The following is a 17,533-nucleotide window of genomic DNA, read 5'->3' as shown; positions in this document are numbered from 1 at the left end:
CCATGACCGCTCCGCTCCCCCTCCACAGCTTGGCCAACCGCCAAAAGCGCCGCCAAGCCGGTTTCCTCGCCCTGCTCGCGGCGCTGACCGTCCCCGCCCACGCCCAAGAGCGCCAGACGCTCGGTCCGGCGCCGGTGCTCACGGTCGGCTCCGCGGAGGCCAACTCGACCCGCAAGGTCGAGTTGACCGCCGGCCGCTCCGTGATCGTCGACCTTCCACGGGACGCCAAGGAGGTCTTCGTCGCCAACCCGGCGGTGGCCAACGCCGTGGTCCGCTCGACCCGCAAGGTCTTCGTGATCGGCATGGCCGACGGCGCGACCTCGATTTTCATCATGGACGCGGAGGGGCGCCAGATCGCGGCCCTCGACGTGACCGTCGCCCGGGACCTCAACCTCGGAACCCTGCGCGAGTTGCTCAACCAGAGCATCCCGGGCGGCCGCTTCGACGTGCGCTCCTCGGGCGCCTCAGTCCTGCTTTCGGGCTCCGTCAACTCGTCGGCCGACGCCCAGCAGGCGATCGACATCGCCAACGCCTTCGTGGGTCTCGGCAGCGCGGGCGCCGCCTCAGGAGCGCCGAGCGGCGGCGTCGGAGCCGGCGTGCGAGGCGCGGTGATCAACAACCTGTCGATCCGCAACAAGGATCAGGTGATGTTGCGCGTCACCGTGGTGGAGGTGTCGCGCAACGTCCTGAAGCAGTTCGGTATCAACCTGACCGGCAACTGGTCGGCGCTGAACCCGCTCGGGAACGCGACCACCTCCCCGGCGCTCAGCAACAACCTGCCGTTCCCGATCAACGGCGACGTCCCGTCCGGCAACCAGATCCAGGCCTCCGTGAAGGCTGGCGGCTTCTCGCTCCAGGCCACCCTGAAAGCCTTCGAGCAGGCGGGCGTCTCTCGGATCCTGGCCGAGCCGACCCTCACCGCGATCTCCGGCGAGGCCGCGAAGTTCCTGGCCGGCGGCGAGTATCCAGTCCCGTCCAGTGCCGCGACCTGCCTCAACGGGGTCTGCTCCGGGCCGGGGCTCACCTTCAAGCCCTACGGTGTCGCCCTGTCCTTCACGCCGGTCGTGTTGGCCGACAATCGCATCTCGATTCGCGTCGCGACCGATGTGACGGAGATCGATCCACAAACGAGCTTCAACTACACCCTGGATGGCGTCACCACGGCCGTGCCCGGCACCCGGGTCCGCCGCTCGGAGACCACCGTCGAGCTGCCTTCGGGCGGCGTCATGATGACGGCCGGCCTGATCCAGCAGGTCAACAAGCAAGCGATCGCCGGCCTGCCCGGCCTGATCAACCTCCCGATCCTCGGCGCGCTGTTCCGCTCCCGCGACTACCAGCGCCAGGAGACCGAGCTGATGATCATGTGCACCCCCTATATCGCGCGGCCCATGGAGGCGAAGCAGGTGAGCCGGCCCGACGACAACTTCGTCGATTCGACCGACGGCCAGGCGGTGCTGCTCGGCCAGATCAACCGCCTCTACGGCCGGGTCGGCCCGGCCGCGGCCGCGGCGCCCCCGCTCGGACGCACCTATCGCGGCCGCGTCGGCTTCATCGTCGAGTAAGGCCCGAGGACCGGATCCATGACCCGACGCCACCCGTCCGCCCTGCCACGCCTCGGCAGCCTGCTCGCCGCCTGCGCCCTCGGCGCCCTGGCGTCCGGCTGCAAGAGCGACCCTGCCACCACCGGCGACATCGCGGTTTCGGATTACCGCGCCCGCCATCCGATCGTGCTGGCCGACGGCACCCGCAGCCTCGACGTGTTCCCCACCGGGGTCGGTCATCTCGACCCGCGCCAGACCGCCGATATCGACGCCTTCATGCTGGAATACCGCCGCTTCGGCCGCGGCGTCCTGCTGATGGAGGTGCCCAGGGGCGTGCCGCCGGCCCTCGCGCCCGCCGTCGAGCGGACGACGGCGGCCCTGCGCGGGCTCGGCGGCCAGAACGGCGTCGGCGCCCGGGAGATCGCGATCACCGGCTACGCAGTCACTGCGCCGACCCTCGCCGCGCCGATCCGCCTGAGCTTTCAGCGCATGCAGGCCAAGGTGTCGGACCAGTGCGGGCTGTGGCCGCAGGACCTCGGCACCTCGAGCTTCCAAGTCGATTACAGCAACCGCCCGAGCTGGAACCTGGGTTGCGCCATGCAGTCGAACGTGGCCGCCCAGGTGGCGGACCCGGTCGACCTCGTGCGCGGACGGCCCGAGGGCCGCATCGACACGGTCAAGCGGGTCAGGGACATCGGCCAGTTGCGGGACGGCAAGGATCCGTCAACCACATGGCGGCAAGATGGGCAGACCGCCGTCAAGTCTCAGGTCGGCCAGTAGAACTGCCGCGCCCACATCCGACGCCGCACCCCGAACGCGAACCTGAAAGCGCCGTCATGGCAGACCAGTCCGAGACAACCGAGCGCACGATCGCCCCGGTGCCCCGGATCACCATCCAGGCGTTCTGCGAGACCAGCGAGACCGCGGCGCTGATCGAGGGGGCCGCCCTCGACCGGCGCATGCAGAAGGCGCAGGTCAAGGTCCGGATGGGCGGCGGCGCCGCGGCGATCGAGGCTTACCGGCACGCGCCGACGCCCAACGTCATCATCCTCGAGACGCAGGGACCGCGCTCCAAGCCGATCGAGTGCCTGGACGCCCTGGCCGAGGTCTGCGACGAGGGCACCCGCGTCCTGGTGATCGGCCATCTCAACGACGTGGTGCTCTACCGCCAGCTGATCCAGCGCGGCGTGTCCGACTACCTGATGGCGCCGGTCGATCCGCTGACACTGATCGCGGCGATCTCCGACCTGTTCACCGCCCCGGGGGTCAAGCCGGTGGGCCGCACCGTGGCGGTCTACGGCGTGAAGGGCGGCATCGGCGCCTCCACGGTGGCGCACAACTTCGCCTGGGCGGTTGCCCGCGGCCAGGGCGTCCAGACGGTGATCGCCGATCTCGACATCGCCTTCGGCACGGCCTCGCTGAACTTCAACCAGGACCCGCCGCAGGGCATCGCCGAGGCGGTGTTCGCCCCCGAGCGTCTGGATTCGGCGCTGGTCGAACGTCTGCTGTCGAAGTGCAGCGATAACCTGAGCCTGCTCTCGGCGCCCGCGAGCCTCGACCGGACCATCGACCTGTCCGAGCCGGCCTTCGATGCGCTGATCGAGTACATGCGGGCGAGCGTGCCCTGCGTGGTGCTCGACGTCCCGCACCAGTGGAGCGCGTGGTCGAAGCGCGTCCTCACGGCGGCCGACGAGATCCTGATCGTCGCGGGTCCGGACCTCGCCTGCCTGCGCAACACCAAGAACCTGCTGGGCGCGCTCAAGCACGGCCGCCCGAACGATCAGCCGCCGCGGATCCTGCTCAACGGCGTCGGCGTGCCCAAGCGGCCTGAGATCGGGACCGCCGAGTTCGCCAAGGCCCTGGAGGCCCCGATCGCCCTCACCATTCCCTTCGAGCCGGCCCTGTTCGGCACCGCCGCCAATAACGGGCAGATGATCGCCGAGATCCAGGCGGGCTCGAAGGTCGCGGACCTGTTCAATGACCTGGCGGCCGCGACACTCGGCCGGCCGGAGACGCGACGGGGGCGCCAGAGCCTCCTCGAACCGCTGCTCGCCAAGCTCGCGGGAGCCAAGCTCCCGGGCCGGAAGGCGTCGTGATGCGGCGGCGCGACGAGGATCCGACCCATGTTCGGTAGACGGCAGGTCGGCGGCGCACCCGCTGCGGCCCCGCCGGTCCCGCAGGCGCGGACTGCCGCGCCTGCGGCCTCGACCCAGCGCGAGACGACGGCGCCGGCCAAGCGGACCGAGCCCACCGCGCCCCTGGTCGTCGAGACCGTGCGGTCCGAAGACTACTACCGCACCAAGAGCCTGATCTTCGGCGCGCTCATCGAGGCGATCGACCTCACCCAGCTCTCGCGCCTCGATGCCGAGACGGCGCGCGAGGAAATCCGCGACATCGTCACGGAGATCATCGGGCTCAAGAACATCGTCCTATCCATCGCCGAGCAGGAGGAGTTGCTCGACGACATCTGCAACGACGTGCTGGGCTACGGCCCGCTTGAGCCCCTGCTCGCCCGCGACGACATCGCCGACATCATGGTCAACGGCGCCAACCGGACCTTCATCGAGGTCGGGGGCAAGATCCAGCTGACCAGCGTGCGGTTCCGCGACAACCAGCAGCTGATGAACATCTGCCAGCGGATCGTCAGCCAGGTCGGCCGGCGCGTTGACGACGCCTCCCCGATCTGCGACGCGCGCCTGCCGGACGGCTCCCGCGTCAACGTGATCGCGCCGCCGCTCGCCATCGACGGCCCGGCGCTCACCATCCGCAAGTTCAAGAAGGACAAGCTGACCCTGGAGCAACTCGTGCGCTTCGGGGCAATCTCGCCCGAGGGCGCGGAGGTGCTCAAGATCATCGGCCAGTCGCGCTGCAACGTGGTGATCTCGGGCGGCACGGGCTCGGGCAAGACCACGCTGCTGAACTGCCTCACCGCCTTCATCGAGCACGACGAGCGTGTGATCACCTGCGAGGACGCGGCGGAGCTCCAGCTCCAGCAGCCGCACGTGGTGCGCCTGGAGACGCGCCCGCCCAACATGGAGGGCCAGGGCCAAGTCACCATGCGCGACCTCGTCAAGAACTGCCTGCGCATGCGGCCCGAGCGGATCATCGTCGGCGAGGTGCGCGGACCGGAAGCCTTCGACCTGCTGCAGGCGATGAACACCGGCCACGACGGCTCGATGGGCACGCTCCACGCCAACAGCCCGCGCGAGTGCCTGTCGCGTATTGAGTCGATGATCTCGATGGGCGGCTTCACCCTACCCTCGAAGACCCTGCGCGAGATGATCTGCGGTTCGATCGACGTGGTGATCCAGGCCATGCGCCTGCGCGACGGCTCCCGCCGCATCACCCACATCACCGAGGTGATCGGCATGGAGGGCGACGTCATCACCACCCAGGACGTCTTTCTCTACGACATCGTCGGAGAGGACGCGAACGGCAAGCTGATCGGCCGCCATCGGTCGACCGGCATCGGACGGCCCAAATTCTGGGAGCGCGCCCGCTATTATGGACTGGAGCGCCGCCTCGGCGAGGCGCTCGACGCGGCCGAAGTCGTCGACCGAGCCTGAGCGGGGATCTTAACCCATGCCGGACCTCGCCATCCCCACCGCCAACATGCCGATCGCCGCGGGCCTGATCGGCATCGCGGTGGCGGCGGTCGCCTACGTGGCGATCTTGCCCCTCCTCAGCGGCGAGCGCCGGGCGAGCAAGCGCCTGAAGACGATCGGCGTCTCGGCCTCCGGGACGGCGATCCGGGGTGTCGCGATCAACCGTCGCGAGCAGGTCGCCAAGACCCTGAGCGAGATCGAGGCCAAGGCGAAGGGCGCCACGAAGGCCACCGTGGAGCTGAAGCTCGCCCGCGCCGGCCTCGCCTGGACGAAGCAGACCTTCTACATAGTCTCGGCCGTCAGCGCCGCGATCCTCGGGCTCCTGCTCTTCGTGATCACCGACAACCCGATCGTCGGCGTCGGCGCCGCCTTTGCGGGGGGGTTCGGCGTGCCGGCCTGGCTGCTGCGGCACCTGCGGCTGAAGCGCATCGCGAAGTTCAACAAGGAACTGCCCAACGCCGTCGACGTGGTGGTGCGCGGCATCCGCACTGGCATCCCGGTGGGCGACTGCTTCCGCATGGTCTCGCGGGAGGCGGAGGAGCCCGTGCGCAGCGAGTTCCGGACCGTCGTGGAGACCCAGGCGATGGGCCTGTCGCTCGGCGAGGCCTGCACGCGTCTGGTCGAGCGGGTGCCCACCGCCGAGGTGAACTTCTTCGCGATCGTGATCAACATCCAGCAGCAATCGGGCGGCAACCTGTCGGAGGCGCTGAACAACCTTTCCGTGGTGCTGCGCGACCGCTCCAAGATGCGCGGCAAGGTCAAGGCGATGAGCATGGAGGCCAAGGCCTCGGCCTCGATCATCGCCTGCCTGCCCTTCGGAGTCGCGGGCATCACTACCCTGACGAGCCCCGACTACATCTCGCTGCTCTGGACCACGGACATCGGCAAGATCGCGCTGGTCGGGGCGGCGATCTGGATGTCGATCGGCATCTTCACCATCAAAAAGATGATCGCCTTCGATTTCTGAGGCGTCGCGCGCATGTTTTCGGATCCGACCCCATGATCGACGACATCGCCGCAAAGCTGTTCGATCCCCGCTTCATGGGGATGCTGCTGACCTCCGTGGCGGCCGCCGCGACCGCCTTCGCGGTGGCGCAGCCCTTCTTCGAGACCGACAAGCTCGCCAAGCGCATGAAGCTCGTCAGCGACGAGCGCGAGCAGATCCGGCGGCGAGAGCGTGCGCTGGGCGACCGCGGCCAGAACCGGGCCACGCTGCGCGTGGCGCCGAAGGCCTACATGAAGTCCATCGTCGAGCGGTATCAGCTGCACCGCTGGCTCGGCACCGACACGGCCAAGCGCAAGCTGATGATGGCGGGCTATCGGGGACAGGGGGCGGAGACGGCGTTCCTGTTCTTCCGCCTCGTCGTGCCGATCGGCTCGGTGATCGCGGCCCTGTTCTACCTGTTCGTGCTGGAGGGGCTCGACGCCTCCTACCTCGTGCGGTTCGGACTCGTGGTGGGCGCGGCCTATGGAGGCATCAAGGCGCCGGAGCTGTTCCTGGTCAATGCAGCTAAAAAGCGCCAGACGGAGATCCGGAAGGCGTGGCCGGACGCCCTCGACCTCACGCTGATCTGCGTCGAATCCGGCATGGCGATCGAGCACGCCTTCCGGAAGGTGAGCACCGAGATCGCCACCTCCTCGGTCGTTCTGGCCGAGGAACTCGCCCTGATGACTGCCGAGATGTCTTTCCTGCCGGACCGGCGCCAAGCCTACGAGAACCTCGTACTGCGCACCGGGCTCGACCCGGTAAAGGCCGTAGCGACCGCCCTGATCCAGGCCGAGCGCTACGGGACGCCCATCGGCCAGGCGCTGCGAGTGCTGGCGCAGGAGAGCCGCGACCAGCGCATGAATGAGGCTGAGAAGAAGGCCGCGGCCCTGCCGCCCAAGCTCACGGTCCCGATGATCCTGTTCTTCCTGCCGGTGCTGTTCGTCGTCATCATCACCCCGGCGGTGATCCAGATCATGCGGACGCAGTGACGGCCGGGGCCCGGGGGCCCGGCGCTCATCGGATCCGGCCGGGGCGGGTCGGCTCGAACACGATCCGCCGGTGATAGGCGCACCAGCTCTTGCCGTCGGAGACCGGCGCGCCGCAGCAGATGGCGCGGTCGTTGGGCTCACCGATGATGTACTTGCACACGAAGGCGCCGGACTGCGCGAAGGGCACGCGCAGGTCGGCGGACGGCTCCTCGACGGTCTCGGCATCGCCGATCTGGGACATGCGGACGAGTTGATTCATGGTGTCGATCGGCTCAATAAGCATCCTGCTCGGTGGGTGCGGACGCCCCGGCAGACAGGGAGGGTGAGACGCCTTTCGTTCAGGCGGCGACCCCGTCTCGCGTCCAGAGGAGCGGCGACCGGAGCGGCCAGCGCGATGCCGGCCGCAGGGACCGACGCGATCGGCGTCATCGTGTTGTCGTAACTGGGGTTACGACGTTTTAAAACAAGACCAACCTGCATTGAGCGCATCGGACCACGGTGCGGGATGCGTAGCTCGACGCAATCCGCGCGGGCTTGATTGCCATTCGGCGGCGCTGACGAAACCGTCCGAACGCTCCCGATCGGCCGTGGCTCGGAGGTGCAACCCGGCGGGACCTGTGATTTGGTGCGCCCTCTGCCAACAGAGCCGGACCCGCCGACCATGGCCCACGCGCCCCTCGTGTCCCCCGACTGGCTGCACGACCGCCTCGCCGCCCCCGACATCGTGGTGCTCGACGCCTCGTGGTACCTGCCGGCCGCCGGCCGCGATCCGCAGGCCGAATTCCGGGCCGCCCACATACCCGGCGCGCGGCGCTTCGACCTCGACGCCATGAGCGACACGGAATCGAGCCTGCCGCACATGCTGCCGCGCCCCGAGGTGTTCGCCGCCCGCATGCGGGCCCTCGGGATCGGCGATGGGATGCAGATTGTGGCCTACGACGGCCAGGGGCTGTTCTCGGCCCCGCGGGTCTGGTGGATGCTCAAGGCCTTCGGCGTGCGCGACGCGCTGGTGCTTGATGGCGGCCTGCCGGCCTGGGTCGAGGCGGGCTACCCCACCGAGGAGGGCGAGCCGCGCCAGCCCGAGCGCCGCCACTTCACGGCCCGCCTCGACCACGGCGCCGTGGCGGATGCCGACGACGTCGCCCGCGCCCTGGAGTCCGGCTCGGCCCAGGTGGTCGATGCCCGCTCGGGGACGCGGTTCCGCGGCGAGGAGCCGGAGCCGCGGGCCGGTGTCCGGCCCGGGCACATGCCGGGCGCCTGCAACCTGCACTACGCGGCGCTCCAGCGCGACGGGCGGATGAAGAGCCCGGACGAGCTGAAATCCGTCTTTGCCGAGAACGGCGTCGACCCGGACCGGCCGATCGTGACCACCTGCGGCTCGGGTGTGACGGCGGCGATCATCGCGCTGGCGCTGGAGACCATGGGCCGCCCAGCCCGGAGCCTCTACGACGGCTCCTGGTCGGAATGGGGTGCCGACCCGACCCGGGCGGTCGCGACGGGGGCGCCATAGGGCGTCGACCGACAGCGTATCAGGACGGCACTGCCCGATTTAGGGGCAGGCCCTTTCCCGGGCGTCTGAAGCGAAGGCGTCCGGGAAAGGAGCGCCCGTCATGAGAAGGCCGCCGGGACTACCCATCCGGCTTCGCCAAACACCACGCGCCAAGTACCAGACCTTTCGAAACCGAAACCGTTACGCCGCCCGCACCGCGCGGCGCTTGTCGGCGGCGCTCCACTGCATCAGGCCGACCATCACCGCGATGGTGGCCACGTAGACGAGTGCCTGCAGGGCGGTGGGACGGTCGGTGTAGCCGACCAGCGCGTGCAGCACGCGGCCCGGCCAGGACGTCTCGGCGATCAGGCCTGAGCTGTTCCAGAGGGTGTGGCCGAGGACCTCGACGACGCCGGCATTCGCCAGGAACTGGGCCGCCTGCGCGGCGAGCCCCGCTGCCAGGAAGATGATCAGCACGCTGGTCACCGAGAACACGTAGCGGCTCGGGATCGAGGCGAGGCCGAGATACGTCACCGCCGAGAGGAGGACACCTGCGCCGATGCCGGCGACCGCGCCGAACTGGATGTCGGCGCCCGAGGTGCCCGATGCGACGAGGCCGTAGAGGAACAGCACCAGCTCGGCGCCCTCGCGCAGGATCGCCGCGCCGATCACGATGGACAGGGCCGCCGCCTCGCGCTCGCCCGAGCGCACCGCCTCGCCGGCCGCCCGCAGCTCGCCCGCAAGCTCCTTCCCGTGCTTGCTCATCCAGGTGTTGTGCCAGATCAGCAGCAGCACCGCGACGATCAGCACCGACGCGTTCAGGATGTCCTGACCGTTGCCCTCGAAGGCATCGGAGATCTTCTCGGCGAACAGGGCGACGAGGCCGGCGCCCGCCAGCCCGCCCGCGACGCCGAGCAGGACCCAACGCATCCGTCCCGGGATGCCCCGGGTCGCCGCCAGCACGATGGAGATGATGAGGCCCGCCTCGATGACTTCGCGGAAGGCGATGACGAAGGCGCCGATCATGGCGGTCTCCCGGGGTTATGAGGTTGTGCGGCGATGCGCGGACCGCGCTACCAGATCCAGAACAGGAGCACCCAGTTGGCCACCGACAGGGCGGCCGCACCGGCAATGCAGGTCGCGGCCGCCGCTTGGCGGACGCCACCCGCGCTGAGTCCGGCGACCCGCCACGCGAGCCAGACGCTCCACAAGCTCGCGCCGGCGAGCAGCCCCGCGCGGATCTCCGCGACGTACGGGATGACGATACCGTCGCCGCGCAGGAAGGTGACGGTGAGCGCCGAGAGGCCCAGGAAGACGCCGCAGCCCGCCACCGGGATCAGCGTCTGCGTCAGGTGATGGAACCGGCGAAGCGACCATCCGCCGAGGGCGAAAGTCGCGAGCGCCACGATGCCCGACAGGGCGAGCCCGAGGATCAACGTGGCGGCGCCGATATAGGCCAGGAGCAGCCCGCCATCGAGGAGTGTCATCACGTCATTGCGGTCGGGGTAGTTCGTCAGCACGAACCAGGGCGCCGAGTGCTCCAGCGGCCACGTCGTGCCGTGCTCGATGAGCCACGTGGCGGTCCATTGCTTGGCATCGACGTACCAGGGGCTCGACGACCACTGGAAGGCACCCACCGCCAGCGCGAGCATGCCGAACAGGATCAGCATGGTCTGGTCGAGGCTGGGCTCCCCGCCGGCGACATGCACGATCTCGTGGTTGGGCGAGCGCAGGGCGAGGCGCACCGCGCCCCGATGGCCGCTGCAGCGCCCGCACATGTGGCAGGCCCCGGCGCCGCGCATCGTCTTCACCGGGACGAGGGGGGCACAATTGAAGGCCTCGGCACCGCGGACGGGCTTGGGCGAAGCCGCCCAGGCGGCGCGGTCGACCTGAAAGCTCACGGGGGCGAGCTTCGACAGCACCGCGAAGACACCGTTGACCGGGCAGAGATAGCGGCACCAGACCCGCTTGTTGCGCCCGTAGAGCAGGCCGATCACCATGGCGGCGAGGGTCGAGCCACCGAGCACCGCCAGCACCGGCTTCGGGTAGCCGTACACGCTGGTCATCTGCCCGTAGACGGTGGTGCCGGCGAAGGCCAGGAACGGCCAGCCCTGCCAGGTGATCCAGCGCGGCACCGCATAGCCGCGGCTCCAGCGGCTCGTGAACTCGCTGAGCGCGCCCTCGGGGCAGAGCACGCCGCACCACGCCCGGCCGACCAGCACCATGCTCACCAGCACGAAAGGCCACCAGATCCCCCAGAAGGCGAACTGGGCGGCGAGCGTCAGGTTGGTCCAGATATGGGCGGCGTTGCCGGGCAGCGGCAGCAGCGCCGGCACAATCACCAGGACCGCGTAGACGGCGACAATCACCCACTGCACGGCGCGGATCATCCAGCCGTGTCGGCGCAACGCGTCGCCGAAACGGGCGAGCCGCGCGTCGAGGGCGGCCCGGCGTGTGGGGACGCGGGCGAGCGAGAGGGAGGCCGGCGCTGTCGTCGACGCGCTCATTTGGCTACCAGGGTCGCCTTCGCCTCCGGGTGGAAATCGTCGAACACCTGATAGGTGCCGGGATCCAGGGTGCGGAACACGATCGCCGAGGTCGAGCCGGCGGCCAGCGCCTTCTCGCGCTTGAGCTCGGTACTCTCGAACTCCACCGGGCTCTGGCCGGTATTCGAGATCTCGAGCTTGAAGCGGGTGTTGGCGGGCACCTCGATCACCGCCGGGAGGATCACGCCGTCGCGCATCTCGACCTTGATGACCGGCATGTCGTCCGCATGCGCGGACTCCGCCGCGCCGGCGAGGGCGAGCAGAGCGATGACGAGGCGGGCGGAACGCGACAGGCGAGACACGCGGGATCCCCGAGGTTCAGTAGGCACCCTTCTTGCCGACGCCGGCGAAGGTGAAATCCTGGGTGACGTCGAACGGCTCGAACCACGGGCCGACCCCCGTCTCCTTGTCCACGTGGCGGCCGAAATGGCTGTCCTTGCCGGGGGGTGCCACGGTGACCTTGAGGCGGTAGCGGCCGGGACCGAACAGCTTGACGTTGTCGCCGTAATGCGGCCCGTCATTGGCGACCATCGGCATCAGCATGCCGGCCACCTTCTGATCGGTGGGCTTGTCGCCGTCGAGCTTCACTGCCTCGAAACGCACCTCCAGCGCCGGCACCCAATCACCCTCGGCGAAGCCGTTGCGGTTGTCCTTGGCGGCCCGGATATCCGTCTCGAGGTGGATGTCCGACTGCGCGGCCTCGCGCATCATGCCCGGTGGATCCATCTCGATCGGCTGCAGGTAGACGGCGGCGACCTCAAGGCCGTTCCGCGTCACATGCGGCCCGATCGGCACCTCCTTGGCGGACGCCGCCCCGGCGAGCACGAGGAGCGAGGCCGCGGCGAGGCCGCGGAGAATCGGGAAGACATTCGGGGCACGCATGCGATCGCACATAAGCCCTCCCGCGGGAAGTTCAAACAGGAATCGCAGCAGCATCAAATGATAACAATTCTAATCTGAGCACACCTGTGCGGCTCTGAGCCGTATTTCTACGTGCTCCCGCCCAAGATCACGGGCTTTGTGCCACGTCCACGAAGTTTATCGCCATCCTGTGATCTGACGGATCTTGACCAAGCCTTTCCCCATGGCATCGTCACGCACCTGCCATGCGGGACGGCGAGAAAGGCGGGCCGAAGCAGGAAGACTGTGGGTGTTCCCCCGCCACTCGACACGTCGGCTTGCGTGTACGCAGCCGACGTTTTAGCAAGTGCTATACTTTTGCCGCGAGCCCGATGAGAACCCGTTCCGTGTCCCTGGTCCGCGCCGCGGCCCTCGCGCTGACCGCGCCGTTTGTCGCACCCGCGGCCGGGATCGCGGCTGATCTCGCCGCATCGCGCCCGGCCGCGGCAGCCCCAGCCTATGCCGACTGGTCCGGCGGCTATGTCGGCTTTGAGGGAAGCGCGGGCGGCTCCTACGGCGCCTACACGTTCGGCCCGACGACGATCGGCGTCCGGTCGGTTCCCGCCTTCAGGAGCGGCGATTCCACCGGGCGCAGCGACCAGGGGCGGGACGCGACTACGGCGGTCGGCGGCATTTTCGGCGGCTGGAACTGGCAGAGCGGTCCGTGGGTCTACGGCGTGGAGGCCAATCTCGACGTCGCGAACCTGAAACGGCCCGTCCCCTCGACCATTGCGGGTTTCGGCTACGAGAACGTGGACCCGGTCTTCAACGTGGTGCGCGCCAAGACCGACCTGTACGGCAGTCTGCGGGCGCGGATCGGCTACAGCTTCGACCGGTACCTGATCTACGGGACCTTCGGCCTCGCGGGGGCCAGCGCGCGCTTCCTCGCGACCTATCCCGACCTCGACGCGGGCGGCCAAGCAGTTGCGCGGCGGGAACTCGGCTATGTTGGCTTTACCCTCGGAGCGGGCGTCCAGTACGCCATCACCGACAGCCTCGCCCTCGGAATCGACTACCGCTACATCGATCTCGGCGGCAGCCGACGCTTCTCCCTGGGCGCTGTCCCGGGTGACGACGGCGGTCCCGTGACGACCCGGGCGAGCTTCACCTCGAACCAGGTGCTCGCCCGGCTGATGTGGTTTCCGGACGGGCTGAAGGTACCGCCGGACCCGGACGAGACCGCCCCGCACGATCCCGACAACGGCGACACCGGCCGGTTCTCGCTGCACGGTCAGACCACCCTGATCGCCCAGGGGGTTCCGGGCTTCCGCTCGCCCTATGTCGGCGCGCAGAGCCTGATCCCGCATCAGGCCCGCCAGACCACCACCGCCACGATCTTCCTCGGGCTGAAGCTCACCGACACGACCGAGGTCTACTACAATCCCGAGTTCAGCCAGGGCTTCGGCCTGTCGCGGACGCTCGGTGTCGCGGGCTTCGTCAACGGCGAGGCGCAGAAGGCCGGCGCCCCGTTCCCGAAGCTGCGCTCGAACCGCTACTACGTGAAACAGACGATCAACCTCGGCGGCGAGACCGTCGAGGTGCCGGATGGGCCGAACCAGGTCGCCACCCGCTACGACTCGGAGCGGATCACCCTCATCGCCGGCAAGTTCGCGCTCGGTGACTTTTTCGACGGCAACATCTACGCGCACGACCCGCGGGTCGACTTCTTCAACTGGTCGCTCTGGGCCGCCTCGGCCTGGGACTTCCCGGCCAACCTTCCCGGATTCACGCAGGGCGTCTACGCCGAGTACAACCGGCCGGAATTCGCCATCCGCGCCGCCTACACGCAGGTGCCCAAGGAGCCGTCGAGCGACGTGCTCGACCCGCGGGTGTTCCGGCGCGCCGGCCTCAACGCCGAGTTCGAGCAGCGCTACGTGCTGCCGGGGCTGGATCAGCCGGGCAAGCTGCGCCTCGGGTTCTTCTCGAATGTCGGCACCTCGGCGAACAACCGGGCGGTGGTGACGCTGACGCAGCTCGGCGCCTTCGACGATATCAACGACGCCGTCGCGGCGACCCGGCGGCCGCGCCGCAAGACCGGCGGCTACATCAACCTGGAGCAGGCGCTGACGCCGGAACTCGGCCTGTTCGCCCGCGCAAGCCTGAACGACGGGCGCACGGAGAACATCTCGTTCACCGACATCGACCAGAGCTTCTCCGGCGGCCTGTCGCTCAAGGGCAAGGCCTGGGACCGGCCGGACGACACGGTCGGCCTCGGCGCGGCGATGAACGGGCTCTCGCCCTCGCACCGGGCCGCCTTCGCGGCGGGCTATTACGGGCTGCTGATCGGCGACGGGCGGCTCAACTACGGGACCGAGCGGGCGATCGAGACCTACTACGCCCTGAACCTCACGAAGTTCGTGACCCTGACCTTCGACTATCAGTTCATCGACAATCCCGGCTACAATCGAGACCGCGGGCCGGCGCACTTCTTCGCCTCGCGGCTGCACGCGGATTTCTGATCGGGGTGCCGGCCATTCGGCCGAGAGGCCTTGCGGCGCAGCCGTCTCCGCGATGACGACGATACACCATCGTTGACGCCCGATCGGATGTCCGAGGTGGCGGCCGTGTCAGTCCGCCGCCTCGATCGTCGTCGCCCCGAAGATCCCCTCGAACGCCGCCCGCAGCTGCATGTCGACCTCCGGCAGGCCCACCGGCAGGCCAAGATCGACGAGGCTTGTCACCCCGTGCTCCCGGACGCCGCAGGGGACGATTCCCGCGAAGTGCGACAGGTCCGGCTCGACGTTCAGGCTGACCCCGTGGAAGCTCACCCAGCGCCGCACCCGGATACCGATCGCCGCGATCTTATCCTCCACACCGTCCCCCTTCTCGGGGCGGCGCACCCAGACGCCGACCCGGTCCTCCCGGCGCTCGGCGCGGACGTTGAAGGCCGCGAGCGTCTCGATCAGCCACGCCTCCAGGCTGGCCACGTAGGCGCGCAGATCGCGGCTGCGCCGGCCGAGGTCGAGCATCACGTAGGCGACCCGCTGGCCGGGGCCGTGATAGGTGTATTGCCCGCCGCGGCCCGTCGCGTGGACCGGGAAGCGGCCCGGCGCCACCAGATCCTCCGGCCGGGCCGAGGTGCCCGCCGTGTAGAGCGGCGGGTGCTCCAGCAGCCACACGCATTCCGGAGCCGCGCCGCGAGCGATCGCCTCGGCCCGCACCTCCATCCAGGCGACGGCCGCCGCGTAGTTGACCGGACCGTCGCTCACCCGCCACGCCACCGGCCCGGCGACCGGATCGGAACCGGGGGACTTCGGGAACGCGTGCGGGCTGACCGTGAGGCGGGGCGCGTTTACCAAGGGTTCACCATCCTGCGACGATGGTCGAAGCCTTCAACACCCGCGGCCCGCGGTTGCAAGCGTTCGACGCCCAAGGGTCCGGCCGCGAGACGGGATGACGAACGGTGGCGGTCTTCGAGACCCTCAAGGTCGATCTGACGGTGGTGCTGGGCCGCGCCCGCATGCCGCTGCACATGCTCCTGCGCATGGGCCGCGGCGCCGTGATCGAACTGGAGGCCAGCGACAGCGACATGGTCGAGATCCTGGCCAACGACCATCCGATCGCCCGCGGGCAGATCGTGGTGACGGGCGACCGCATCTCCGTGGAGGTGACGGAGCTGATCCGCAAGGCGGCCTCGATCGTGGAGCCCGGCGCCAGCATCGGCGACGGTGCGGCCGCGCTTCTGGAGACCGGGTACGATCCGGCGTGAGCGAAGCGCTTGTCGGCGGCGGGACGATCTGTTATCCGCTGCGCCGCCGACACGACAACGCCCTGCGGGATCTCCAGCGGGCCGCGCCGGTCGAGCGAGCGGACACGGATCAACGCGTCCGATGCGGCCATGGCGGAATTGGTAGACGCGCTAGCTTGAGGTGCTAGTCCCGCGAGGGGTGGAGGTTCGAGTCCTCTTGGCCGCACCAACCTTTCTTCGAACGATCGGGGGAAGGAACTGGGGCACGACGTTGAGGCGGCCGGCTGTCCCGGCCCGCCCCTGCCCGACAGATTCGGTTTCACCGACAGTCTGACACCCGTGACGGACCGGCCGCGTCAGCGCCAGTCAGTTCGTCGGCCCCTCCGGCAGTCCTGCCATGCGCAGGCCCTGAACGATGAACTGATACTCCTCCAGAAAGGTCGGGTTGTCCGACCAGCCTTCGTTGGCCCACCTCTGCACGGTGTAGCCGGGCATCAGCTTGAGAATCTCCGACACCGCTGCCGCAGCCTCGGGCTTCTTCCCGAGCCACGCGTAGCCGGCCGCGAGATCGACGTAGGACAGCCAGTAGGGTCCCGCGGCCACCGACTTGTTGCACCAGGGGATCGCTTCCTCCCAGCGCCTCTGGTGCGTGTAGGAGTGGCAGACGAAATAGTACCAGACGTTCAGCAACGGATCCTTGGGGCTCAGGCGTATGGCATCGAGCTCGCTCGGGATCGCCGCCGCGGCGTGGCCGGCCAGCGTGGAGATATGGCCCCGCAGGGCATACGCCATGGCGTAGTTCCGATCCTTGGCGATCGCGGCCTCATACATCGACAGGGCGGCCTCGAACTGCCTCGAGGCGCGCAGGACGTCGCCCTTGGTCACGTAGCCGAGCGCGTCGTCCGGGTAGGCCGCCTGATATCGCGTCACCAGGCTGTCGGCCTCCCGTATGTCATGGGCCTTGTCGGTGCTCCACGACATGCCAGGCCTCAGCACATACGTCCGCGCCAGCCCGATCAGCGCCCTGGGATTGCTCGGATCCAGCGCGAGCGCTTCTTTGAACAGCTCGGCGGCCGCATTGTTGTTTGCCAGCGACCGCGGCTTGTTGACGAGGGCCCAGCCGCGCAGGGCAAGGTCGGCGGCGTCGGGATTCGCGCGCCGCTCCCGCAGGAGGCGCAGGCTCTCGGCTTCGGTGAGCTGCACGTCGAGCGACCGGGCGAGCCGCGCGACGAACTCGGTCTGGAGCTTGCCGAGGCGGCTCCGCTCGCCCTCGAACCGGTCGGCCCAGACATGGGCGCCGGTCTCCGTCGAGATGAGCTGCGCGTTGAGGACGATGTGGGCGTCGGTGCGGCGCACGCTGCCTTCGAGCACGTAGCGCACGCCCAGGTCGCGCCCGACCTGCTTCACGTCCACGGCCTTGCCCTTGTAGGTGAAGGCGGTGTTGCGCGCGATCACGAAGCTGCCGGCCAGGTGCGACAGGTCGGTGGTCAGATCCTCGGTCAGCCCGTCGGCGAAGAAGTCCTGCTCCGGGTCGGCGCTCAGGTTGGCAAACGGCAGCACCACCAGCGACAGCGCCGGCAGCGGCTTGGGCGGCAGGCCGTTCTGGACCGCCAGCGTCGCCTCCGCCCGCGGCGCCGCCCCCGCGCTCCCGGATCCCGCCGAGCCCGGCAAGCCCGACCCCGGCGATCCCGGCCCCACCAGCCAGGCTGCCAGCCCCAGCGAGGCCAGGACGGCGAGACCCGCCACCAGCCCCGTCAGCAGCCCGGCCCGCCGCCCCGGCCCGGCCC

At 69.2% G+C, this 17,533-nt stretch carries 15 protein-coding genes, 1 tRNA gene and 1 pseudogene; 10 read left to right on the top strand and 7 right to left on the bottom strand.

What is annotated here, in order from left to right:
* The first annotated feature begins 2 nt into the window (after positions 1 to 2).
* Genes ACLBX9_RS05155 through ACLBX9_RS05130 form a run of 6 tightly spaced genes read left to right on the top strand, consistent with a single transcriptional unit; the run spans position 3 to position 7,123 of the window.
* Entirely contained in the window at positions 3 to 1,562 is a 1,560-nt protein-coding gene (locus tag ACLBX9_RS05155) for a type II and III secretion system protein family protein (protein WP_010687409.1), read from the top strand.
* Positions 1,563 to 1,580: 18 nt separating this feature from the next.
* Entirely contained in the window at positions 1,581 to 2,321 is a 741-nt protein-coding gene (locus ACLBX9_RS05150) for a CpaD family pilus assembly protein (protein ID WP_447718152.1), read from the top strand.
* A 56-nt stretch (positions 2,322 to 2,377) separates the two neighbouring features.
* On the top strand, positions 2,378 to 3,637 hold the full coding sequence (locus ACLBX9_RS05145) for an AAA family ATPase (protein WP_010687407.1): 1,260 nt from the start codon (positions 2,378 to 2,380) through the stop codon (positions 3,635 to 3,637).
* A gap of 27 nt (positions 3,638 to 3,664) precedes the next feature.
* Positions 3,665 to 5,107 (top strand): CpaF family protein, encoded by a 1,443-nt coding sequence (locus ACLBX9_RS05140; RefSeq protein WP_010687406.1) that lies wholly within the window; start codon positions 3,665 to 3,667, stop codon positions 5,105 to 5,107.
* Positions 5,108 to 5,123: 16 nt separating this feature from the next.
* Positions 5,124 to 6,113, top strand: a complete 990-nt coding sequence (locus ACLBX9_RS05135; RefSeq protein ID WP_447718151.1) for a type II secretion system F family protein — start codon at positions 5,124 to 5,126, stop codon at positions 6,111 to 6,113.
* 32 nt (positions 6,114 to 6,145) lie between these two features.
* The gene (locus ACLBX9_RS05130; protein WP_447718150.1) at positions 6,146 to 7,123 is read left to right on the top strand and encodes a type II secretion system F family protein; all 978 of its coding nucleotides are present in this window, start codon (positions 6,146 to 6,148) and stop codon (positions 7,121 to 7,123) included.
* 25 nt (positions 7,124 to 7,148) lie between these two features.
* Here the strand turns inward: ACLBX9_RS05130 and ACLBX9_RS05125 are convergent.
* Positions 7,149 to 7,508, bottom strand: a pseudogene (locus tag ACLBX9_RS05125) (GcrA family cell cycle regulator); the annotation flags it as partial.
* 276 nt (positions 7,509 to 7,784) lie between these two features.
* Here ACLBX9_RS05125 and sseA point away from each other — a divergent pair.
* Positions 7,785 to 8,633 (top strand): 3-mercaptopyruvate sulfurtransferase, encoded by an 849-nt coding sequence (gene sseA / locus ACLBX9_RS05120; protein WP_010687403.1) that lies wholly within the window; start codon positions 7,785 to 7,787, stop codon positions 8,631 to 8,633.
* A 180-nt stretch (positions 8,634 to 8,813) separates the two neighbouring features.
* On the opposite strand, the gene ACLBX9_RS05115 is transcribed toward sseA, so the two are convergent.
* The 4 genes from ACLBX9_RS05115 to ACLBX9_RS05100 are packed head-to-tail and all read right to left on the bottom strand — an operon-like array spanning position 8,814 to position 12,040.
* On the bottom strand, positions 8,814 to 9,638 hold the full coding sequence (locus ACLBX9_RS05115) for an FTR1 family iron permease (protein WP_010687402.1): 825 nt from the start codon (positions 9,636 to 9,638) through the stop codon (positions 8,814 to 8,816).
* 47 nt (positions 9,639 to 9,685) lie between these two features.
* Positions 9,686 to 11,119: a 4Fe-4S binding protein gene (locus ACLBX9_RS05110; RefSeq protein WP_010687401.1), complete on the bottom strand. Its 1,434-nt coding sequence runs from the start codon at positions 11,117 to 11,119 to the stop codon at positions 9,686 to 9,688.
* On the bottom strand, positions 11,116 to 11,460 hold the full coding sequence (locus ACLBX9_RS05105; protein ID WP_010687400.1) for a cupredoxin domain-containing protein: 345 nt from the start codon (positions 11,458 to 11,460) through the stop codon (positions 11,116 to 11,118). Before ACLBX9_RS05105 ends, ACLBX9_RS05110 begins: the two co-directional genes overlap by 4 nt.
* Before the next feature lie 16 nt (positions 11,461 to 11,476).
* Positions 11,477 to 12,040 (bottom strand): iron transporter, encoded by a 564-nt coding sequence (locus tag ACLBX9_RS05100; RefSeq protein ID WP_447718149.1) that lies wholly within the window; start codon positions 12,038 to 12,040, stop codon positions 11,477 to 11,479.
* Positions 12,041 to 12,390: 350 nt separating this feature from the next.
* Here ACLBX9_RS05100 and ACLBX9_RS05095 point away from each other — a divergent pair, with 350 nt between their 5' ends.
* Entirely contained in the window at positions 12,391 to 14,517 is a 2,127-nt protein-coding gene (locus ACLBX9_RS05095) for a carbohydrate porin (protein ID WP_447718148.1), read from the top strand.
* 108 nt (positions 14,518 to 14,625) lie between these two features.
* Here ACLBX9_RS05095 and lipB read toward each other — a convergent pair whose 3' ends face one another.
* Positions 14,626 to 15,357, bottom strand: a complete 732-nt coding sequence (gene lipB, locus ACLBX9_RS05090; protein WP_447718147.1) for a lipoyl(octanoyl) transferase LipB — start codon at positions 15,355 to 15,357, stop codon at positions 14,626 to 14,628.
* A gap of 104 nt (positions 15,358 to 15,461) precedes the next feature.
* Between lipB and ACLBX9_RS05085 the strand changes: the two genes are divergently transcribed.
* Together ACLBX9_RS05085 and ACLBX9_RS05080 are read left to right on the top strand one after the other, a co-directional pair.
* Complete coding sequence (locus ACLBX9_RS05085; protein ID WP_010687396.1) at positions 15,462 to 15,767, top strand: FliM/FliN family flagellar motor switch protein; 306 nt, start codon at positions 15,462 to 15,464, stop codon at positions 15,765 to 15,767.
* Positions 15,768 to 15,890: 123 nt separating this feature from the next.
* A tRNA-Leu gene (locus ACLBX9_RS05080) sits at positions 15,891 to 15,975 on the top strand.
* Between the two features lie 137 nt (positions 15,976 to 16,112).
* Here the strand turns inward: ACLBX9_RS05080 and ACLBX9_RS05075 are convergent.
* On the bottom strand, positions 16,113 to 17,533 hold a 1,421-nt coding region (locus tag ACLBX9_RS05075; RefSeq protein WP_447718146.1), incomplete at its 5' end, for a tetratricopeptide repeat protein.

It is taken from the genome of Methylobacterium sp. A49B (genome assembly GCF_053346215.1).
The sequence above is the reverse complement of the archived record's forward strand: the minus strand, read 5'-3'. Positions and strand labels throughout refer to the sequence as shown.